This is a genomic window from Blastocatellia bacterium (genome assembly GCA_016713405.1).
Lineage (GTDB): Bacteria > Acidobacteriota > Blastocatellia > Chloracidobacteriales > JADJPF01 > JADJPF01.
Window position 1 is genome coordinate 644,318 of the sequence record JADJPF010000020.1, and the last position, 22,304, is coordinate 666,621.

Genomic DNA, 22,304 nt, shown 5'->3' on the forward strand with positions numbered 1-22,304 from the left:
TTGCTGTTGATTCTTGCTATTTTAGCTGCTAGTGGTCAAATAGTCTTATTAGATGAGGTTGACTTACCTATTCATGATAGTAATGGTCTTCGTACCGATATAGACCTTTCAGATTTTAGTTCTATACGCCTTTTACAAGGAAATATTAAACAAGTTAGCTGGAAAGATGTTAATACAAAACCAGTAGATGAGATTACTGAGTACCAAAACTCTAATATATTAGTAGTCGATGATGATCCTACCATCCATATGATCTTAAAGATTGCTGCACAAAAGCTTAAATGCCATATAGAAACAGCACTAGATGGGGTAAATGCTTTAGAAAAATTAGAAAAACTTCCTATACATTTACTAATATCTGATTTACGTATGCCCAATATGACAGGTATAGAATTATTTCAAAGTTTGCAAAATAATCCTAAATTAGCAGATATTCCTTTTGTTGTACTATCTTCTATTGATGATGATGAAGAAGTTGCAGCAGCTTTAGAACAAGGTGTAGAAGATTATTGGATTAAACCCTTAAGAGTAAATGAAATCCAAGCTCGTATCAAACGCTTACTTACACGTCAAAATAAAAAAACAACCAAAGCTAAAGACTCAAAACCACCTGCTCTAAATATACCAACATTGCCTAATAAAGATGTAGTTGTCAAAGGATTAGCTGCCCCACCAACTTTGCCAACTTCAATAACTCCAGCAATTACACCACCACCAATAATAACTTCATCCACTACACCACCTCAACAAACAAGTAAAACACTTGATGAGCAAACAGCACAAAACTTGTTGCACTATTTCAAGAAGAAGCTAATAAGGAAATTACTATTCTTCCAGGAAAAATGGATCTTATAAAAAGAAATGCTGCCCAAAGTCAGTGCAGCAAAAACACCAGCAAATCCTGTTACTTCCACAAAAACGCCAGCTAACTCTGCTGTTTTACCAAAAGTTTCTCAAGTGGAAAAACCTACCGCAAGTAACACTGATAGTAAGTTTACTACCAGGAAGTATGCTATTAAACCATTACCACCAAATATAGATCTATTTCAAAGTGAGTCTTCTCAACCTACTACAATAGAAAATAAATCTACTACAGATGGCTTAACTATCCCTACTATAGATAAAGAAACTCCACCTATTAATCAATTACCAGAATTTGAAATTACATCTGATGAAGAAAAAGAAACTTCACATAAAATAAATGAATCAATACCTACAACTTTTAGTATTAACTTATCAAATCCAGAAGCAATGGGTATTGAAATTATGCAGCTTTATAATCAATTTTGGGACACTTGTCGCCGAGTTGGTAAACCTACTATTATTCCAGAATATGAAGAATTTAAGGATCTCGTTATAACAAAAGCTAATAAATTAAAAAAACAATTTCATTGTGATGAAATTGCTTTTATTGTGATCACAGAAGAAGATCAAGCTTATATAGATTGTCAGGTAAATCGCACTAGTAATTTCCTAAAAACCCCACCTAAGTTTAGATTATTATAGTATTTTTTCTTAAGATCGGTATTTTTGCTAGAATAACAAATAAAATTATCTAACTAATCCAATACAATTTTTGTTAAAATGGATTTTTACTTTGATAATTTCACAAGAAATAGATATTGTTTTATTAAAATCTTAACAAAATTTTAACAATTATTTCTCACACTAAAAAAACTGTTAAGTATGTGTTTGTAACATGTTGATTTAGTTCAACTTAAACGGGAATCTATATGTCTGAGCTAAAAGAAAATTTTATCCCACAAATACTACTAGACTATTACTTTAATCAAAGAACAGGTATTCTTACCATTAAACAGCAATCTGTCCGTAAGACTATACATTTTGAAAATGGTAATATCGTTTTTGCTACTAGTAATTTAGAAACTGAGCAGTTAGGTCAATATCTTCTTAGTTGCAACTTACTTACTTTACAACAATTAGAAGAAGTAAATAAATTAGTCCAAGAAAACCGACGTTTTGGAAAAAGTTTAGTTCAACTAGGTTATTTTCAGACAGAAGCATTACCAGCGATGTTTCAACAGCAAATAATAAGCATTATTACTAGTATGTTTATATGGCAAAACTTTGATAATCGTTTTACTCGTTGTGCATTGCCAGAATATGAAGTTAAAAATCTTATTTCTGTACCACAAATTTTATTAGCTGGATTTCGTGAACTAACTGATCTCTCAGTAGTTGAGCAAATTTTGGGTAATTTTCAAGCACCATTAAAACTAGCTAAACCGCTAGTAGAAATTCGTAAGCAAATAATTTTAAGTCCCCAAGAAGATATTTTATTAGGTAGGTTAGAAAATATTACTTTTAATATTAATGAAATAATAAAACTAGCTTCTTTTCCTAAAGAACTAATCCTAAAAACTTTGGCTACCTTGCAATTACTAGGATATTTATCTGTTTCTGCTGAACCAATTAGTTTGACTAATTTAGTAGAACAAAGTAAGGGAACTAAAACAGAACATAATAGCGGTAAAACAGGGGATTTAATGCAACAAATGGCTAGTTTACTTATAGAGTCCTCTAGTCCAAGTTTACAAGAAAAATTACCTAATGTTTCTCCTGTAATACATAGTAAAACAGCTAACGTGCCAGATTCACAAAATACTTCTAAAGCTTATGTTGATAATAGTTTAGATACACGTTCAGCAATGGAATTTTATTATCAAGTTGAATCAAAAGTAAGAGCTATAAATTCTCAAGCTTCTATTTATGAAGTACTAGAAGTAGATATTAGCTCTAGTTTGACACAAATAAATGTTTCTTATCAAAAACTAAGTAATTACTTTAACCCGAGTAGGCAAAAAGAGTTACAAGCTTATAACATGGATGTTAGTTCACACATAAATTATATAAATACTGCTCTCAATCAACCCTATCAAATATTAATTACCCAACAATCTCAAAACAAAACAAATAATGCTAGTTCTTCTGGCAATAAAACAGCACCTATTGCCAAAACACCTAGTTCTCAAACTGTATTACCTTCTACAAGTCCAAATACAAATTCAAAAACTTCTCTTAATTATCAAGAAATAATGGAGTTTTGTTATCTTATAGAAAATAAGTTAAATCAAATTCGTGCTAATGCAACTCATTATCAAGTATTGGAGCTAGAACGAAGTGCAACAAAAGATATGATTGAACAGTCATATACTAATTTGATGAGGCAATTTGATATAAAAAAACAAGAAAACTTGACAGCGTATGGAATGAATATGTCTTTGCAGTTGGAAGAAATTTCTAGGGCAATCCGCTTAGCTGTAGAAGTTTTATCTAATCCGCATAAAAGAAACTTATATGATGATCAAACAGGTAAAATGTTACGTAGAAATACAGGTCAATATAATACTTTACCAAATCCACAAGAACAAAAAATAGTTTCTACAGATAATAAATATGCTTCTCCAATTACAGGCTCTAAATATCAACCTTCTCCACCAAGGCCAACTCCATCAGCAATGCCATCTCTAAAAGTAGATTCTAAAACAGGTAGTCAGCTATCTAATCAGGCCCCAAAGACAAGTGGTAGTTATTCCTTAAACCCTGAGTTGCTTCGCTCTAATGCTGGTACTCGTCCAAATACAAATGAATTGGTTGACCCTAATAAATCTAGTGCAGGTACTAAAATACCAACTAATCTTCCTAATACTAATCAAAGTCCAGTACGCTCTAATCCTGGTGCAAAACCTTCTATAGTAATTGATACAACTAGCAATATACGCCCAACTATTACACCTTTAGCAGCTTCTCGCGCACAGTTTAATCAGCCAGCAGTACCTGTGGCGCAAGTACCGACACCACCCATTAATGAGCCTACTACTAATAATAGCGTTGCTAAACAATCAACTCCCACAACTCCTATAACTCCTACAAATGAATTACCCTCACAAAATAGGCCATCTCCTGGAGGTAAAAGCAAATCTTTTACAGCCGCAGAATATTACTTAAAATCTATTGAGTTTTGTGATGAAAAAAAATATGTTGAAGCAATAGAAATGTTAATGATGGCAATAAAAATTTCTTCAAAAGACGCAGAATACTGGGCCCAACTTGCTCGTGCTTATAATCATTTGCCTGGTTATGAAAATGATGCAGAATTTGGTTATCAAAAAGCTATTGAATGTGCGCCTAGAGATAGCAACTATTTGTTAGAGTTAGGGGATTTTTATCGCAATCACAATAAAATAGATAAAGCCATAGAAACCTATCAGGATGCGTTAAGAGTAAATCCTAATGGTAAACGTGCTAGACAAGCATTAGAAGAAATAGAAAAAGAGGAAACAGATACTAAATCTGGCACAAAACCTAAAGGTTTTTGGTCAAAACTCCTTGGTCAAGAATAGTTTTTATTTTATCTAACAACTATCCTCCTTACTATGCTTGCTGTTTATAAAACATTTTTTTATAATAGCCAAGTTTTGCAGTCACAAACTATAGATTACTTAAAATAACTTCTTGGAGAGGTGGCTGAGTGGTTTAAAGCAACGGTCTTGAAAACCGTCGTAGGGTTACTCCTACCGTGGGTTCAAATCCCACCCTCTCCGTAAATAAAAAAGCTCTAGTATGTACTAGAGCTTTTTTATTTACGGAACTAAAATAAGAAACTAAAATTTATAAGTTAACATACTATAGGCAAAAGAAACTTTAGCTCCCATAGTTGCTTCTTTCCAAAAATCTCCAGGTATCCAGCGACCATAACCGTTTTCTAAATCAACTCATGGACGTAAATTATAAGTAGCTCTTATATCTATTTCTTGGGCGACATGATTTGATTTTGCTCCCATTGCAACACGAGCAATTAAATTTCCACCAGCGTTATAAAGGCCATCCCGACGTTTAGCTAGCCAAATTGAATGATAATCAAGCTGCAATTTTAGTTTTTTATGTGCCTGCCAAACACTACCTACCCAAACATCGTGCATATTACGTAAACCAACTAAATCAGTTAATCCATATTTTGCATGTCCTGTAGGAAATAACTGGTCAAATGTTCCTCTAACACGATCATTAGGACTGGCATCTCCAGAAGCATGATTATATTCAACAAAAAGTGTAGGAATATTTTCTTTTTTGGAGAAAGTATAGTTAATTTTACTATGAGCAGCATAAGCCCTAACATCATCAGTTGAAAAAGAGCCTCTTTGCAGCATTAAATCAACTTCATAGTTTATTTTTGGATTTAATGCACCTATAAGATTTGTTCCTAAGGTGACAATGTTAGCTGAACCAATTAGACCGTTTTCGCTACGTACAAGTGGACGCTCAGTTTTCCAAAATAAATATGTATTAAGTGTGGTTTTAGGAGCTATTTTTGGAAGTTTAAGATATGCCCCATATAAGTTTTTACCATCTCTATGACGGTCAAATACAGTATTATCAACATTTACAACTGAAGAAGCAAAAACTTCTAGTCCATAATTTTTTTGGCTATAACCAATTTTAATTGCATCAAAAGTCCTTGATGTGTTAGTCCAATTAAGGCTTCCAATTAAACGCTGATCTCCAAAATTTAGTTCTTGACGGCCTGCTTTTACTGACCAACCAACTTTAGATTTTTGTTGCCATTCAATATAAGCTTGTCTTAAGTCAATACTATTAGCATGTATTGTTGGAGTTGGTTTGCTGTTAAATCCAAAAACTCGTGAGTCTTGAGCTTGTAGGAAAATTTTTAAGTTTTCTGTAGGCTTTATAGTTAAATCTAAGCGAATCCTAGAAAGACTATAAAGGTCATCTCGGTTTCTTTGACCATTAATACCAGAAAATCCCTCTACTCTTAATCTATATTCACCAGAAAAACTCAACCATTTAGGAAGTTCTTTATTTATTTCATCAGAGATTGGGGTACTTGATACTTTTTGTGTTTGTCCATTAACCTCACTAACATAAATTATTACTATAAGAAATAAGAATGCTAATTTTGTTATTAAGTTATTCATAATTTTTGCCCCCAAGTATATAGTTTTACAACTTTTAAGCAATTTTTATTCCAGCAATTAATCTATTGATAGGACAGCTTTTATAGGTTTTAAATAATTGTTTTTGCGAACATTTCACCAAATTTAGCAAAAGATTTTTAATTTTCCCCATTCCTAGACAACCATTTTTAACTATACAATTTTAAGAATTTTTAATTCGTATTATTACTATTATGCAATTTTATTCTAACTTAAGATCTAACTTGTAGTAAAACAAGAGCTTTATCTTATTAAATAGAAATAGTTTTATCAAATTTATATTAAACCTACTGGTTTAATATAAGTTTGGAATAATGGTTGCTTTATTTGTTGCTCAAATAAGCTAGATAAAGTTCTTAGAAATTTAAGTTTAATCTTTCTAAAGATATAGGCTAGATAAAATACTACTTATTAGTATTAAAGTAAGAGGAGGGATTATGAAACAGGTAATATTTACACTACTATTAATTTTGATTAGCCTTAATGTATTGCCATCAAATACTTTAGCTCAAATTACTAATCATGATCGAATACCTCAAGCAGCAATGGCAAAACCTGAAATAAGAATGGCTGTTAAAGAGCCTGATTTTTTTACAAAAATGGTAAGAATAACAGATAGCCAAACTGCTAATATGAAAGGCTCTTTCCCACTTTTGTCTAAACGCCAAGCTTGGAACATAGACGAAAGCTTAATGATTCTAAAAAATGGCGATGATTCTGTTTTACTTTATGATGCTCAAACTTATGAGTTTAAGAAAATACTAATGGGTGTATCGGGCCAAGACATCTTTTGGCATCCAACCGACCCTTTTTCAATAATTTACAACCCAGGAAATGCACTCTATTCTTACAATGTAATTACTGATGAAGTAAAACTTATTCGCTCTTTTTCTGAGTATGTTATAGCAAGTAGTCGTGGTGAAGGTAATCTGTCTGATAATGGTCGCTATTATGCCTTTATTGGTGAAACTAATAAACTTCAAAGTCTTAAGCTAGAACATTTAGTTCTTTATGATCTTTGGATGGATAAAATTGTAGGCCAAAAAACATTTCTTAATAGATTTGCTGATTTTTCAGGAATCTCTGTTTCTCCAAAAGGAAATTTTATTGTTGTTCATTACCAAACAGAAATGAATACTTTCTTTCATGCAATAGAAGTTTATGATCAAAATTTTAATGTTTTATGGCGAGATAACTTAGATATTAAACATAGCGATTTGGCTATAGATTCTAATGGAATGGAAGTATTAGTTGCTAGCCGTTATAAACTAGAAACTAATGCTACTGTGATTGAAAAATATCGCCTAATTGATGGAGAAATGACAACATTATTAACTCTTTCTCCAGAATTTAATGCTAGTGTTTCTTGTCGTAATGCTATGCGTTATGGCTGGTCTTTAATTAGTACTTATGATAACCAAGCACGTTTAACAGATAGTATAGACAATTGGCTACCATTTGAAGATGAAATTTTTTTATTAAATATGGATGGCAGTCAAAGAGTACAACGTCTTGCACATCATCGTAGCCGTCGTTTTTCTCCTACTACTCCAGATGCTTATAACAGCATTGCTCAAGCTGAACCACAAGCCACGATTAGTAAAAATTTAGATAGAGTATTATTTGCTAGTAATTGGCGAGAAAATGTAGAAAGTATGCCTAGCATAGACACTTATTTAGTAGATACACGTAGCTTAACCACTATTTTGAAAGATTTTCGTATTGAACTAGATCGCTCTAAAATACTAACTCAAGCTGGCAATATTGCAGATTTTTCCTTAGAAGTTAAATCATTTGCTGCTGTTAAAGATGTTGTAGACCTAGACATTAACATTAGTCCTAATCCAGAAAACTTTAGAGTATTTTTTACTAGCTCTGTTGTAAAAGGTGAAAACATTAAAGTTAGTATAATGGTGCTAAATAAAACTCCTATGGGTAAATATTTAGTACATATTACAGGTCGATCAGGTCAAGTTATTCATAATTATGGATTAATGCTACAAGTTGGATCCGTTGAGCAAGATTTTCGTATCCGATTACAACCATCATCAATGACACTTCGACAAGGTGAAAGCTTTCCTGTAATGATAGGTATAGAACGCTTTAATGGTTTTTCTGATGAAGTAATGATTTGGGTAGCTGATACTAAGCAATTAAAGATAAAAGCAGCCCCAACAGTAGTAACAACCATTGATGCAATGGCAGAGATAACGCTAAAAGCTAGAAATAAAACACCACTAGGGACACATTTAGTTAGGTTTTTAGCTAAAGATTCTAGCGGTAGAATACAAATGGCAACAATGAATTTAACCGTAATTGAATGATTTTTTCGTGACAAGCTATTGCTTGTCTTCCCTCAAAAATAGGAAGGTGTAGATAAACTAATCTACACCTTCTTAGTTTTTATACAGTAAATTTTTAATCTTAACTTAGCTAGAAGTTTTATAATGACTTAATTCATTACTAATATTACTATATAAGTCTGTTTGCCATAGATATTCTATTTTTAACTCTTCTATTTTTCGTTTTCTTAAATCTATTGGAGCAATAATAATTTTAGTTTTGTCCTTTCCAACTGAATAAACTGTATAGAAAAGCTCTTCTATAGCCGTATCTCCAATAGGAATACAGCCAATTGTCACCGCTTTTCCATGAATAAAAATGTCGCCACCTAAATTTGTTCTTGCTTGCTGGCTAGCAATTTTTCTATCAAACTGATTAGGATAATTTACTTTGATGGATAAATGATAGCTGCTATTAGGGTTAAGACCTTCTGCCCTGTAGATTCCTTCTGGAATTTGACGATCTCCTTCTTTTAGCTTTGGCCCTAATTTTCCGCTAAATGCTGTAAAATCATAGGTCTTAATTAGTTGCCAGCTATCCTTTTTCCCCAAACTTCTAGCTTTTTCTCATCCTTTAATGCAATCAATGTAAGTTCTTTAAATTCATTAAAATTAATTGGCAATCGCTTCTTAACATCTGACTCAATGGTTTGAATTGCTTCTATTGTTGTTCGTTTTCCTGCTAATTTATATTTAATATTTTCAGACAGGGAAGAACGATAAAAATAAATTGCTGTAATAAAAATAACACCTACCACCAATAAAACTATTAATTTATTATTAGCTATTTTATTTGGCAGATCTTTTTTCTCACCCATAAACAGTTAATCCATATAAACTGCAACAGAGGTTTCTGTTTCCCAAAGTTTTACAGATATAACAGGGAGGTTTTGCAAGCGAGCATAATCAAAAATTAATTTAGCAATATTTTCTGCTGTTGGATTTTCCTTCATTGTGTAAAAAACTTCATTACATTCTGTAAGTATTGGTACTAGAGGGTCATCTTCTCTTAGTAAAAGTTTATGGTCAAGTTCTGACATAATCCAATTTTGTACAATATTTTTAATATCAACAAAATCAACAACCATTCCCCGATAATCTAATTTATCTGTAGCTAAGGTAATTTCTACACGGCCATTATGACCATGCAAATCCTTACATTTTTTTGCGTAATCTCTTAACCTATGACCGTAAGAGAAGGAAATTTCTTTTGTTACTTGAAACATTAAGCTTACTCCGAAATATTGGCTAAAATGACTTTGTATTTTGGCGATAATAAAGAAATAAGTAAAGAGGACTTTGATTTAGAACTAATAGGGTGGAAATAATCGTCTAAGCCCATGTAGCAAGATAATAATTATAAAAAAGATATTACGCAGTAATACTTGATAAATAGGTAATCTTAAAACTTTTCTTGGCTGGTTTGAATTTAATGAGTTGCTTAACTCTATAGCTAAATTTTCTAGCCATTTTCTTGATCTAGGCCATTCAAATAAATTTTCAAGTAAATCTTTTGGAATACCTTCTTTACCAACTCTAGCACCAACAATACCCCCAACTATTGCAGCAGTTGAATCTGCATCCCCCCCACATTCAATAATTTGTGTAACGGCTTTAGAAAAGTTTTTTTGATTACTTAGCCAAGCATGAATAGCAACAGGTACAGTATGATAAACATAGCCTGAAACGCCTTTTGCTAAACCCAAATGCTTTGCAAAAGTAATAGTTAGCTCTTGTTTTTCAACGCTTTTAACAACCTGTTCAATTAAATTTATTAATTCTTCTCCTCCGCCAACAAGCAAAGGCCTTAGCTGTTGAAAAAAATCTTTTGGTGAAATATCTAGTTTTGTTGCTGCCATTCTAGCTGCAAAAGCAACCGTTAATGCTCCATATTCAGCTTTTGGATCTGTATGTGTAATTTTGGCAGAAGCTTTAACAAAAGCTTTTAGTTCTTCTAAATCCTCTATTGCTATTCCAAGTATTGCTGCTCGCATTGCTGGAGCATTTCCAGCAGAAAAGACACCGCTATTATTAGGATTAAAACCTAACCAAAGTTTTATAACTGCTCGTAATGTTGCCCAACCTACTCCAGCAGGTAAACAAATTGCCCATAATCTTAATTGCCAAGAAAATTCTTTTTGAAAAGCTTTAACATCTTGGTTTGCAACAATTAGCGATTGTACTAACATAGCAGTATGCTCGGTATCATCAGAAATCATTCCAAACCTAAATAAAAATCTATATCTATTAGCTTTACCTAGTAATTTTGCTGCTCTACGAGGTGACAAAGCCTCATAAGGCAATCCCAACGCATCACCAACAGCCGTTCCAAGTATTGAACCAACTATTGTTGATTGATTAGAATTATTTTGTTGATTGTCTGACATCTTGGTCTGATAATACTAAATAATTTATAACTAAGTGGATGTTTAGAACTTAATATTTGTTAGTAGTAATTTTCCGCCTGATTCACGCACTAGATAAAAACTTTCTTTGCCAGCAAGCTCTTGTAATCTAGCAAAAGAAGGTTTTTCTACCAACAAATAACAGCGATCGGGTTTTGCCCATAATGCCTTAAATTCTGTCATCAATAAAAACGTCTGGCGCGCCCGGAGCATATGACCCATATTCTAAATTATTGATCCTACCATTAAGTAAAACAGCTCTTTTGGATGAGCATAAAAAAAGACTGATGAAAATGTAATATTGATTATCAAAATTACTAGTCCTTTGGGAGCATCTACAAGGGCTTCGGCTAAAGGACGTGAGCCTAAATAAGGCTCAAATACCACTAAAGCTTGATGTGCAGCTTGAAAGAAAATAATCATCATTACTGCTAAAATTACACAAGCACGATCTCGATTTTTCCTAGCAAAAAATATTACTGATAACCCTAGTAACATACTAATTAAAGCCATTACTAACGGCAATTTTAAGTAAGCAAATGAATTTAGGGTTAAGTCTCCAAAATGTCCTAATGATAAGGTGTAAACACCATAAACATCTTCATTTTTAGCTAGTGCATTAGAAATATCTCCTGACACAGGAACATTTCTTACTAGATATAAAATTGCAATTATGGCAATACTGGCTAGGGTAGAAACAATTGTGATTAACCATAAACCAAATTTTGGTAACTCACTCTTTTTGTCAAGTGCTAGGCCAACTAGCAGGGCAACCGCAGGATAAATTGGCATTGAATAATATTCTTGAGTTGTGGAAAGACTAAAAAATCCCATAACGGTTGCTATCCAACACACAGCTAATAAACAAACTCGTTGCAAACGGTTTTTTGGTGTAAAAGTAAAAGCTAGTGTTTTAAGTGAAGGTAAAAGCTACTCCAGGAAATAACCAAACTAGGTTAAGTAACCAAAATGAAAGCAATGGGACAGTGTTATAGTCTTTTGGATAGCGGCGACCTAAAAAGCGCAAAATATGCTCATTAAAAAAATATAACCAGAAAAAACCACGATATTTTCCCGGTTCGCTAACAAGTGAAAAATCAAAGTAAGGAGGATTTTTTAAGGTTGCTAAAATATGCCAAGGGGCAACAATTACAGCTAAGACTAGGATAAAAACAGGTAAATTAACACGTTGCCAAACACGTTTTTCTAAAATTTGTCGGCTAACGACTAGGTATAAACCAGCGATTCCTATTGGAAAAATAAAAGCAATTAATCCTTTAAGTAAAATACCAAAACCAATAGAACTTGCTCCTAATACTGAATAAAGCAAAGGCTTAGGCTCATCATCATCAATAATACGTAAAAAGCACCAAAGAGAAGTTGTAATTGTTAATGCTATCAAAACATCAGCAATTAAAATTCGAGTAAAAAGAAATAGCCCAATACAGCTTGCAATAGCTAGTCCAGCTTGAAACCCTGCTCGTTCTGAAAGAGTCCATTTGCCAAAAAGAAAAACAACCCAAGCTAAAGTTACTGCTCCAAGCGCGATTGGAAGACGTGCAACCCAGTCATGTACCCCAAAAATAGAGAAAAAACTAGCTATTAGCCAGTATTTCATAGGGGGGTTTTTCCATATAAGCAATTGTATTAAGGTGAGGTGTTATCCAATCGCCTGTTTCTAGCATAGTTCGCGCGATTTGTGCTTGTACTGCATCAACATCATCCATTAAACCAGGAGGGGAAATGCAGGCTAGCAAAAACACACCAGCAGCAATTAAAATTACTCCCCATTGATAACGATTAACTAAGCTCATTTTTTACTTCACCTTCTATAGGAATAAATCGCCCACCGGCGACAATTCGGAAACGACGGTTACGCCAAGAAATTTCACTTCCTAAAAAACCACCTAACCAGGAAGCAAAACTAATAAAATCTTGTAGTGGAATTAAAAATAAATATTTGTAAATAGTTTTATCTTCTAAAAGATAAACTCCAACTTGAATTGCTAAAAACCATCTAATTATTAATGTAAATAAAAATAAAAAAAGGCCATAGGGAAAAGGTAAAAGAAAAATTCCTAGAAATGCCCAAGATAATCCATAAGTAAAACCTTGTCCAATGTAGCCAGATGGACGAGAAAAACGAGTACTACGATTCCAGCGAAGTCTATGCTTAAAACTAAGTAAAAAACCTGGGGATGTTGCATGGTGATTAATTACATGAGTTGATAAAACTACTTCAGCACCTTTTTCTGCTACCCAATTGCCTAGCACAAAATCATCAGCTAAAAAGTCCGCCATTGCAGCAAATCCACCTATTTGAGCCAGGTTAGATTTACGAATAGCCATTGATGGGCCAAGGGTGAATTTCATCCCCTCTAACCATTCCGCCACAATTACCCCAGACATAAACTCGCTACTCATTCCCAAAGCTTCAAGCTTTGACCAAAAATCATTTGCTGCAACTCCGCGATAAAGATTAGTCATTGCTCCAACTTTTTCAGATTGAAAAGCTTCAGCTATTGCATTTAAGTAATCTTTTGCTACAGAAGTATCACTATCAGTAATTACCAGAATATCAAAGGTTGCTACTTTTGCCATTTGTTCTAAACTATATACTTTAGCATTAGCATAAGGTGGATTTTCAGCAATTACTAGACGTGACTTGACTTGTGGATAATGTGAAATAAGCTTATTGACTACTTCAACAGCAGGATCATCTTTAGTATGAACAGCAAAAATAATTTCAAATTTAGGATAATCTAGTAAGTAAAAACTTGTTAAATATTCTTTTAATCCATCCTCAACACCTTTTAGAGGCTTTAATATGCTGATTCCTAAACTACTAGCCATAAAAGCTTTAGGTCGTCTTTTAATCAACTTTTTTGCTGCAATAATTCCTAGAAAATAATAAACAATGCCACCAATGATAATGGCTGTTAAAATTAGCTGTAAGACAATAACTGCCCAATGCAGCATAGTTGCTCCAAAATATAAAAAATTTTTAGTTGAAATTTTTATAACCGGCTAGTATATCAGCAGCAAAAAATAATTCTACAGATGCTAGAAATTTGGGTGGTTTTAGACTAAATTTCAACTACTTCTGCTTTATGTTGAAATTTTAGCTAATACTGTAGAAAAAATAATTAAGCGTGATTAAGCCTAATCAAAGTTAGTAGCTACTTAAACAGTAGCTACTTGTTCATTTTTAGCTATAGTGTTTTTACTAGTTATAAAGTCATTTCGGTAGCGCAGTAGCCAAAATAAAAAGCCTATAGATAAAACTATTGTTAAAGAGAGAGCTAAAAGAGGTAATTGATTTAATAAAAAGTAACTTGTACTAATTGCAGCAATTAAAATTAATCTAAAAATCTCTGCTGGAAATGCCCAAGATTTTCCTTCAAACATCGCTCCCCAAATTAATGAAGTAAATAAAATTAGTATAATTCCTAGCACTATTTGAGATAGTGGTAAAGCTTTTTCAAAAAACATTAACCCACTTGTAGCCAAAGCTACAAAAATAAAGTTTACAAAAATATAAATAGCTAACCCTGATGAAATTTTGGTATTAAAACGAACAGCCCTTTCAGGTTGAATAATTTTTTCTATATCATATTTAGCTTCTAGTCCGCGTGGCTGCCATCCTGGACGCATAAACCAAACTTTAATTTTATCAACAAAATAAGGTGCTTTTTGAGCCTGCTTAAATAAATCTACCCAATAATGAAAATTTGCCCAAATAGGATTCCAACTTGTATAAGGTGAAACTGTTCCATAAACAGGTTCTTCTTCTTCCTCTTGAAATGAACCAAATATTCGATCCCAAATAATAGAAATTGCTCCATAATTACGATCTAAATATTTAACATTACGGCCATGATGGACACGGTGATGTGCTGGAGTATTGAAAAACCACTCAAAAAAGCCTAATTTGCCTATTGTACGCGTGTGAATCCAAAATTGATAAAGTGTGCTAATTGATTCTGCTGTAAGTAAAATAGCAGGATGTACACCTAATAAACTTAATGGAGCATAAAAAGGCCAAATGCTAAAACCAGAAAACCATGCCTGACGCAAGGCTACAGATAAGTTATATTCTTCGCTGTGATGGTGAACTACATGAATGGCCCAGAGAAAATTTACTTCATGACTTAATCGATGCCACCAATAATAAAAAAAGTCTACACCAACAATTGCTACTACCCACATTAGCCAAACTGGTAATTCAAAAAGTGCATAATTTTCATATAGATAGAAATGTCCTGCTAAAAGTAAGCCTTTTTTTAAAATATGAATTACTTGTTGACCAATACCACAAGTTAAGTCTGTAATTGAATCATTAAGCCGATAATAATGAGCTTTACCTTGTCGGCGAGCAACAAAAATTTCTACCATAATCAAAATAAAAAATACTGGAATAGCTAAGGCAATATAACTAGCACAACTTATCACCTTTCAAATAAATAACATAAATAAAAATTTTGGATTAATTGAAGCCTTCTAATTATGCTTGTTTTTGGTTATCTAGCCAAGCTAAATTGGTAAGACCACTGGAAAAATTTTACAAAAATTTTATTAACAAAATAACAAACCCAGCAGAATTAATTAGACTCTACTGGGTTTATCGGTTTATTTAGTTAAATAACTTTACAGATTAATCACCAACACCGGCTGGAGTATTATCTTTACGTTTTTTCACACCAAGCTGTAGTAATTTACCTTCGGCTGGTTCAGCTTCTCCAACTTGTTTAAGAACGTTTTGTTGATAAAGTTTTTTCATCATTCTAGCTTCTTCTCTAGCATTCATTGGCTTAGTCTTATCACGGTCACGAATTGCATTAGCTGCTTCATCATTAACTATTAATTTGTGATCAAAAGAGCCAAGATTTACATTTCTGTTATTAGCATAAACTTCGTGTTTTCCATATTCCTTGTACCATTTAGCTACAGTAGCATTTTGGTGCATATTCTCAATAATATTTCTCCAACCAATACCAGTATTATAGGCACAGAAAGAAATCTCGCCTTCTTGAGTACCATAAGGAATAATACACATTTCTGTACGGCGGAAATCGTAATTAAAGAGGTCTTGGAACCACATACCAGCAACAAACAAGAAATTCCATGGGTCGCTACGTCGTTTTTCAATATCTTCACGAGTGCGATCACCTGATACTTTACCGTAACTCTTACCAGTTAAGCCAAATGACTTATCAAATTTCTTAAACATTGCTCCTAGTGAAAAGCTCTTAGGTGCGCCATAAGGATTATAATTTTTAAGTAAGGCTAAACCCATCATAAGATTAGACATCCATTTTCCACGGGCAGCATCAGTAATTTTTGTCATATCTTGGACTAGTCCAGGAATATTTAGAAATTGTGGAACAGGTGCCATTTCTTTAGTTTCTTTGTTAACCATTAATGCTGTACCTACACCACAATTAGGATGGCAACCACAGCTTACTTGTCCCCATTCAGCCTTTGGGCCAAATGCTAAATCAGCAAAATCAGCAAAGGAACTCATTAAAGAAAGTGGGAACCAATCACGAGTAGGTTCGGTTATGCTCATTTGGTTTTTAACGTCATGTGCTAAATGTGAAAGGGTATAGCGTTGACGTATACGACGCTCATCGGTGATTTCTTCATCGCGGCCAGTAAAGGAAACTGGTTGAAAAGCAAGGAAGGCAATCTTTTTGGGGTTTTGTAATGCAAACTCTACGATTCTACCTACTTGATCATTATTAACACCATTGACTAGGGTTGTAACAAGAACAATTTCAATACCAGCATCATGGATATTGTTGATAGCTCTTAACTTAACATCAAAGAGGTTGCCGATTTGACGATGGCTATTAGCATCATTACCAATGCCATCAAATTGTAGATAAACATAGCGCAAGCCTGCTTCAGCAGCTTTTCTAGCATATGTCATATCTTTAGCAAATTCAATTCCATTAGTAGCAGCTTGAACACTGTTATAACCAACTTTTCTAGCATAGCGAATAGCATCAAAGAAATAAGGTGACATTGTTGGTTCGCCGCCAGAGAATTGTACTGACATTTGACGACGTGGCTTAATTTGCATTGCATTATCTAAAACTTGTTTAATGTCGTCAAAGTTTAGTTCATGAACAAAACCAACTTGGTTTGCGTCCATAAAACAAGGGTCACACATCATGTTACAACGGTTAGTAAGGTCTACTGTTAAAACTGCACCTCAACCATGTTTAATTGTGCTGCTGCCATAATTATGTAATTTCTCGTCATTGTGCGCCCAAATATCACGACCTGGAAACATTGCTTCAATGTGTTCTAGGAATTTGGAGTCTATTGCCATCATGTCTTCGATTTTGCCATGTTTATGGCATTCTTTTACCATCCAAACTTCGCCATCACGCTCAATAATTTGAGCTTTTACTTCGCCTACTTGCTCATTGATTAATACACGATAATCTTTTTCACCATTAATAATCTGGTTTCGTGCTTCAATAACACATTTTGGGCAAAGTGAATCTGTAGTACGAGGCCAACCTAGTACAGGCTTGGATTTTTGCCAAGACTTGAGCATAGGTTTTTCTGACCATTTAGGGGTAAAAGATGGGTTGGGACGAAATTGATTTAATTTTTGAATTCCATTGAATGCTTTGCCAGCAACTACGCTTAATCCCTTTTCTACCATTTTTTTCAATGACATGTTTTTATCTTTCTCCTTAAGCAGACTTAATTGGTCGCATAATTTAGGGATTTTATTCCCCTAGTCTTAAAATATTGTTTTTAATCACCTAAAAAATTAGCCATATGGCTAAGAACAAAATAAAGCTTGTTATTAAGAAAATTAACTTTATCCAGCATTAACTAATTCTTCTTTTTCGGACTTGGTTGAAGTTGCTTTTGCAGCTACTTTCTTAGATTTTTTAGAAGTTAGTGATACTAGTTTTAACTCTTCAGCAATAGCTCGGCCTGGGGTTAAAGTAAGGCTTACTGGGTCTGGTAAAGTTTGTGGAGCCGAACGCCAGTTATCCATTACTGCTACTTTATGCACACAAGCTACTGTGCAATAAGGTGCGCAATCTTTTTTGGTGTTAAACTCTCGGACAATATCCTGTGTTGTATATTGCAGTAAATCTACTCCAGGATAGCCTCGGCGTTGAGAACAATAGTGTACTAAACCATCTTCACAAATATAAAGGTAACGACTACCAGCCCGACAACGCCAATCATTTGCTTTTCCAGTAGCTAAATTATCCTGAAAGCGATTAAAGCGAGCATAACTAGTTTTTCCTAAATCTCTTAACTGCATAAAGATATTTTGTTCAACTTCATTAAGTTGACCTAGTTGTCCGTGATGGTCATGAATAATTCCTACAGTAGTAGAAAATCCTAGCTCTACGGCTCGTTTTCCAACTACTAGGGCATCTTCTGGGGTACGAATACCACCGCCAATAACAGAGTTGATATTTACTGCAAAAACTGCATGTTCTTGGAGCATTTGCAGTTTTTTATCTAATACTTTTAAGCTTTTAACAGAAATTTCATCAGGTTGGATATTATCAATGCTAATTTGCATATAATCCAAACCTGCTTCATTTAGTCGTTTGATACGCTCTGGCATAAGCAGATAGCCATTTGTAATCATACCAACTAACAAACCTGATTTACGGGCATGAGCAATAATTTCATCTAAGTCTGGGTGTAAAAGAGGCTCACCACCACTAAAAACCAAAGCAGAAAGACCTAGTTTAACTAAGTGGTCAATTCGCTTTTTCATTGTCTCTAAAGCAATACCCTTAGAGTAATCATCATATTCATTGCAATAAACACAAGATAAATTGCATTTGCGAATAGGTATAATATGAGCAACTAATGGATGGTTAGTTGATGTAAGTCCTTTGGCGATAAACTTTAGCTCTTTTACCTTTCGTTGCCAAGCGGCACGAGTTTTTTTACATTCATAGCTTAAAAGTTATAGAGCTCTTTAGAACAAGATCAGGAAAATAGCACTAATTTTCTATTTCAACAAGCTTTGCTTCTCTGTTTTGTACCTTTAGCTGAACTAGTTGCTTTTAGTGGCCTGTTTTAGGTAGGTTTTGGCACATTAGCATTAAATATAGATTAGTTTCAGCTTATTAGGTGTGTTGTCTTAAAGCTAAAGCAAAATTTATGCCACTCAGAGTAGAATATTTAATAGCTTTATTTACAATAAGTTACAAATAATAAAATAGTTTGTGCTTTTTAGCAAAAAATGCTTGCGTGTCGAAATGACACAGGCTTTTAATCTTATAGTTAACTAATTAGTCAAGAGTAGATTTTAGTGAGTCTTATTGACTCACAGAAGGTTTAACAAAAATTTTTCCTGTATCAAAACGACACAAAATATTAATTAAGAGGTTATTTTTTTTGATCTGCTAATTCATTTAAGGCTGGATCAAGTTCTGAAAGATTGTCATTTGATTTGTCTAATTCTCTTAATTCTCTTAATTCTCCTAATTCGCCTATTTGTAAAAATAGGCGATCGTAGACAAATAAATGTAACCAAACTAAAGGAAAACATAATGCAGGAAGTAAGGCTTTTGCCCAGAAATTAAACCAGTTTTGTCTTAATTTTGAATAAAATTTAGCTAAAATTATACGTAAGAACAATAATATTGCTAAAATAGGGCTAATTGTTAATATTGCTTGATTTAAAGGAATATTTAATATTGTTTGGACATGCTCAATATTCCAAATAATGCTTAAAATAGAAAAAATACCAAGAAGAATTAAAAGAAAAACTAGAAATAATACTGTTAAACTAATAGTTCTTACTTGAGAATTTAAGCGAAATACTTTAAGAAATCTTTCAGTAGCTACTTTAAGCTGAAATAAAAAGTCTTCAGTAGGTTGGCGCATTAGAGGAGCAATTTTTAGAAAATTCCAATTTATCTTATTAGCTTGTTTTTTAATAAATACTTGTTGAAAAGATGTTTGGTCAAAAGTTTGCTCACTAAGCTTATAGCCATAATACATCAAGGAATCTGCTTCTAAGTTAGTAAATGAATCTAAATGCGTTCGTACTCGTGCTAATAACTGTTGAACTTTTGGATCTATGCCAGTTTTATCACTATCTAACTTAGTAGTTGGTAAATCAGGGCTTAGAGAATTATTAGAGTCTGATAAGTGGTGTTTAGTAGTAATTGGAAAGTTTTTTCTTAAATGAATAAAAGCAGTATGGTTTTTATGCTTACCTGTTAGCATTCTTAAGAGTTGTTCTTCTCTAAGTCGATCTCCTAGCATACTTCTTACTCTTAGAAGTAAACCATCTGTACGTAAATCTGGGCGCGTTTCAAACTCTAACGGACGACAAGCATCACTAATAATAAAATCTGTACAACCAAAAGTAAGTAACCCTGCAATTCCTTGGTTATCGTGTACTCCAGCATCAACTAATTGTAGTTGAATATCATCTGGATATAGCCCATCTATTTTTATTGGTGCAAAAACACCAGGCAGTGCAGCAGAGGCAGCAACAGCGTGGCTTAAAAGAAAATTTTTATGCTTATCTTTTAATTTTTGGTAGCTTTCTGGTCTAAGTAATCTAGGGTTTTTATCTACACTTTGCCAATCTAGGGTGTCACGGGGATGTTCTCCCATATGAGTAGCTTCAAAATACCAATTGCGACCAGTGTTTAAGAGGGCAGCATTGATAAGCAAAACGGGGACTTTTGCTTGGCGGGATGGATTATCTTTTAAGGGGTAAAAATTATTATTTTCTCCTTTAGGAATAATCTTTAAATCAGACATTTTTATAGGTTCTTTGCTGTTTTTATTAAAAACTGGTCTATAAAAATGCTCTTCATAAAGCTCTGCTAAACGTATGCTAGAATTATAGTTATCCCCAGCCATACGGATAGTCTTAAAAGGATTCTTATAAGCTGTCATAATAATATTTTTTTGAACAGCTTTAAGAAAATCTACTTCTATTTTTTGTAAGATATCTAAGTAATCTTTATTAGAAATTTCATCGTCAGACTTGGTTTCCAGTAAATTTTTTAGATGTAAATAATAAAGTGCGCCAATAATGGAACCACCTGAGACAGTAGAAATAACTTCCACCTGTCTTAATAATCCTATTTCAGCTAGATGTGCTAGTAGGCCAATATGGAAGAAAGAAGCACGAAAACCGCCCCCAGAAAGTGCTAAGCCCAATTTAGGTAGATTAGGATTAGCATTTTCTAAGAACGGTTTTAACATAATTACCTACTATATTAAGCTAGGAAAGTAAATTTACTTATCGGTAATAAGGGTTTGCACCACCAGCATGATCTGTAGCATCTAAGATTTGTCCAATGCTAGGAACTGCTTCACGAATCATACGTTCAATTCCCATTTTCAAAGTCATATTAGCCGAGCCACAACCTTGGCAACCGCCACCCATGCGAATATAAACATTATTGTTTTCTACATTAATTAAATCTACAAAACCACCATGTGAAGCTACACTAGGATTAATTTGTAGATCTAATACTTCTTGAACTTTTTTTCTAAGCTCTTCTGTTGATAGAGTGTTAGCATAAACTTCTGGTTGTAAAAAAGCGCGAATAAAGCCGCCAATACGTTTTCCAATAACTGACCAATCATCATGACCATCTTTTACAACAGTTAATACATTGTCAGCTATTTCCGCTTTTTTGATTTCAGGAATGCTAAAAAGGTTTTCTGCTAAAGCGTTTCCTTTTGCAGATGTTTTGCTTGTAAAACTAGCAGTACCATTAATTAGCGGTCTATCTGCCATAAAACGGCAAGTATTTATGTCTTGTTTATCTACATTAGCTTTAATCATTATTGCTTGACTCATTATTTTTTATTCCTCCAAAATAAAGTTGTTATTTTGCGCTCATTATAACAACTTAAATAATTAGCTGCGACTAGCTTTGCACTACTTACCGATAAGTGTATTTATTGGAGACAAAAAACTAAGTAGTAAAATCTTGTATTTAATAATAGCTTTTAACATACACATATAATCTATAAGCTATATTTTTTATCCCTACTAAAATATTTAATTTCTTGCAAATAGCTTATTGATTATAATATATTTCTTTTAGCATATTAATTATATATTTATATAGTTATATTATTAAATATAGGTGGGTATTTATGAGTAAATCTTCTAGTAAGCCAAATATGTCAATGGAAGCATTAGAATTAGTGGCAGAACGTTTTAAGGCTTTGTCTGAGCCAATTAGACTTCGTATTTTACAAGAATTACATGATGGTGAAATGAGTGTTTCGGAAATTACACAAGTAATAGATTCTAGTCAGCCTAATGTAAGCAAACACTTAAAGTTATTACAAGATGCTGGCCTACTAGCACGACGACAAGAAGGAAATACAGTTTATTACTCTATTTCTGATAAAGTAATTTTTGATATTTGCGAAATAGTTTGTAATAGTTTACGGGAAAAATTTTCTGCTAAAGCTGATGCTCTTAGTCTTAAATTAAAATAATTATCTTAAGTTACAAAGTTTGTTTTCAGTTATTGCAAGTAAGTCAAAGCTTAACTAAACTTAGCTACCAAGACTCTAACGAAATTAAAAGTTTT

15 protein-coding genes, 1 tRNA gene and 2 pseudogenes are annotated in these 22,304 nt (G+C 33.2%); 6 read left to right on the forward strand and 12 right to left on the reverse strand.

The features are described 5' to 3' along the window. From IPK14_21175 to IPK14_21190, 4 genes are all read left to right on the forward strand, one after another. Complete coding sequence (locus IPK14_21175; GenBank protein MBK7995795.1) at positions 1–855, forward strand: response regulator; 855 nt, start codon at positions 1–3, stop codon at positions 853–855. Positions 856–861: 6 nt separating this feature from the next. Further along, positions 862–1,506 carry a hypothetical protein gene (locus IPK14_21180; GenBank protein MBK7995796.1) on the forward strand — a complete coding sequence of 215 codons (645 nt, stop codon included), beginning with the start codon at positions 862–864 and terminating at the stop codon, positions 1,504–1,506. Positions 1,507–1,733: 227 nt separating this feature from the next. Next, on the forward strand, positions 1,734–4,364 hold the full coding sequence (locus tag IPK14_21185; protein ID MBK7995797.1) for a DUF4388 domain-containing protein: 2,631 nt from the start codon (positions 1,734–1,736) through the stop codon (positions 4,362–4,364). A gap of 114 nt (positions 4,365–4,478) precedes the next feature. Next, positions 4,479–4,565, forward strand: a tRNA-Ser gene (locus IPK14_21190). A 171-nt stretch (positions 4,566–4,736) separates the two neighbouring features. Here the strand turns inward: IPK14_21190 and IPK14_21195 are convergent. Then, positions 4,737–5,957 carry an alginate export family protein gene (locus IPK14_21195; GenBank protein ID MBK7995798.1) on the reverse strand — a complete coding sequence of 407 codons (1,221 nt, stop codon included), beginning with the start codon at positions 5,955–5,957 and terminating at the stop codon, positions 4,737–4,739. A gap of 455 nt (positions 5,958–6,412) precedes the next feature. On the opposite strand from IPK14_21195, the gene IPK14_21200 reads away from it, so the two are divergent. Beyond that, complete coding sequence (locus IPK14_21200) at positions 6,413–8,299, forward strand: hypothetical protein (GenBank protein ID MBK7995799.1); 1,887 nt, start codon at positions 6,413–6,415, stop codon at positions 8,297–8,299. Positions 8,300–8,404: 105 nt separating this feature from the next. On the opposite strand, the gene IPK14_21205 is transcribed toward IPK14_21200, so the two are convergent. The 11 genes and pseudogenes from IPK14_21205 to IPK14_21255 form a co-directional block, all read right to left on the reverse strand. After that, the gene (locus IPK14_21205) at positions 8,405–8,869 is read right to left on the reverse strand and encodes a L,D-transpeptidase family protein (protein ID MBK7995800.1); all 465 of its coding nucleotides are present in this window, start codon (positions 8,867–8,869) and stop codon (positions 8,405–8,407) included. Then, entirely contained in the window at positions 8,842–9,135 is a 294-nt protein-coding gene (locus IPK14_21210) for a hypothetical protein (GenBank protein MBK7995801.1), read from the reverse strand. Before IPK14_21210 ends, IPK14_21205 begins: the two co-directional genes overlap by 28 nt. Before the next feature lie 6 nt (positions 9,136–9,141). Further along, on the reverse strand, positions 9,142–9,543 hold the full coding sequence (gene queD / locus IPK14_21215) for a 6-carboxytetrahydropterin synthase QueD (GenBank protein ID MBK7995802.1): 402 nt from the start codon (positions 9,541–9,543) through the stop codon (positions 9,142–9,144). 84 nt (positions 9,544–9,627) lie between these two features. Continuing rightward, entirely contained in the window at positions 9,628–10,704 is a 1,077-nt protein-coding gene (locus tag IPK14_21220) for an ADP-ribosylglycohydrolase family protein (GenBank protein ID MBK7995803.1), read from the reverse strand. 42 nt (positions 10,705–10,746) lie between these two features. Continuing rightward, positions 10,747–12,449, reverse strand: a pseudogene (locus IPK14_21225) (glycosyltransferase family 39 protein). 73 nt (positions 12,450–12,522) lie between these two features. Next, positions 12,523–13,701 carry a glycosyltransferase gene (locus IPK14_21230; GenBank protein ID MBK7995804.1) on the reverse strand — a complete coding sequence of 393 codons (1,179 nt, stop codon included), beginning with the start codon at positions 13,699–13,701 and terminating at the stop codon, positions 12,523–12,525. Between the two features lie 204 nt (positions 13,702–13,905). Further along, positions 13,906–15,117 (reverse strand): sterol desaturase family protein, encoded by a 1,212-nt coding sequence (locus IPK14_21235; GenBank protein MBK7995805.1) that lies wholly within the window; start codon positions 15,115–15,117, stop codon positions 13,906–13,908. Positions 15,118–15,376: 259 nt separating this feature from the next. Further along, positions 15,377–17,416 (reverse strand): annotated as a pseudogene (locus IPK14_21240) (radical SAM protein). Between the two features lie 147 nt (positions 17,417–17,563). Continuing rightward, positions 17,564–18,619, reverse strand: a complete 1,056-nt coding sequence (locus IPK14_21245; GenBank protein ID MBK7995806.1) for a radical SAM protein — start codon at positions 18,617–18,619, stop codon at positions 17,564–17,566. Positions 18,620–19,110: 491 nt separating this feature from the next. Then, positions 19,111–20,952, reverse strand: a complete 1,842-nt coding sequence (locus IPK14_21250; protein ID MBK7995807.1) for a patatin-like phospholipase family protein — start codon at positions 20,950–20,952, stop codon at positions 19,111–19,113. A 37-nt stretch (positions 20,953–20,989) separates the two neighbouring features. Next, the gene (locus IPK14_21255) at positions 20,990–21,556 is read right to left on the reverse strand and encodes a NifU family protein (GenBank protein ID MBK7995808.1); all 567 of its coding nucleotides are present in this window, start codon (positions 21,554–21,556) and stop codon (positions 20,990–20,992) included. A 329-nt stretch (positions 21,557–21,885) separates the two neighbouring features. Between IPK14_21255 and IPK14_21260 the strand changes: the two genes are divergently transcribed. Further along, a complete protein-coding gene (locus IPK14_21260; protein MBK7995809.1) occupies positions 21,886–22,209 on the forward strand; it encodes a winged helix-turn-helix transcriptional regulator in 324 nt (107 codons plus the stop codon). Positions 22,210–22,304: the final 95 nt, after the last annotated feature.

Excerpts from the sequence above, each read along its gene's own strand:
- IPK14_21180 (MBK7995796.1), top strand. The coding sequence starts at position 862 with ATGCTGCCCAAAGTCAGTGCAGCAAAAACACCAGCAAATCCTGTTACT.
- IPK14_21185 (MBK7995797.1), top strand. The coding sequence starts at position 1,734 with ATGTCTGAGCTAAAAGAAAATTTTATCCCACAAATACTACTAGACTAT.
- IPK14_21195 (MBK7995798.1), bottom strand. The coding sequence starts at position 5,957 with ATGAATAACTTAATAACAAAATTAGCATTCTTATTTCTTATAGTAATA.
- IPK14_21200 (MBK7995799.1), top strand. The coding sequence starts at position 6,413 with ATGAAACAGGTAATATTTACACTACTATTAATTTTGATTAGCCTTAAT.
- IPK14_21210 (MBK7995801.1), bottom strand. The coding sequence starts at position 9,135 with ATGGGTGAGAAAAAAGATCTGCCAAATAAAATAGCTAATAATAAATTA.
- queD (MBK7995802.1), bottom strand. The coding sequence starts at position 9,543 with ATGTTTCAAGTAACAAAAGAAATTTCCTTCTCTTACGGTCATAGGTTA.
- IPK14_21220 (MBK7995803.1), bottom strand. The coding sequence starts at position 10,704 with ATGTCAGACAATCAACAAAATAATTCTAATCAATCAACAATAGTTGGT.
- IPK14_21230 (MBK7995804.1), bottom strand. The coding sequence starts at position 13,701 with ATGCTGCATTGGGCAGTTATTGTCTTACAGCTAATTTTAACAGCCATT.
- IPK14_21235 (MBK7995805.1), bottom strand. The coding sequence starts at position 15,117 with ATGGTAGAAATTTTTGTTGCTCGCCGACAAGGTAAAGCTCATTATTAT.
- IPK14_21250 (MBK7995807.1), bottom strand. The coding sequence starts at position 20,952 with ATGTTAAAACCGTTCTTAGAAAATGCTAATCCTAATCTACCTAAATTG.
- IPK14_21255 (MBK7995808.1), bottom strand. The coding sequence starts at position 21,556 with ATGAGTCAAGCAATAATGATTAAAGCTAATGTAGATAAACAAGACATA.
- IPK14_21260 (MBK7995809.1), top strand. The coding sequence starts at position 21,886 with ATGTCAATGGAAGCATTAGAATTAGTGGCAGAACGTTTTAAGGCTTTG.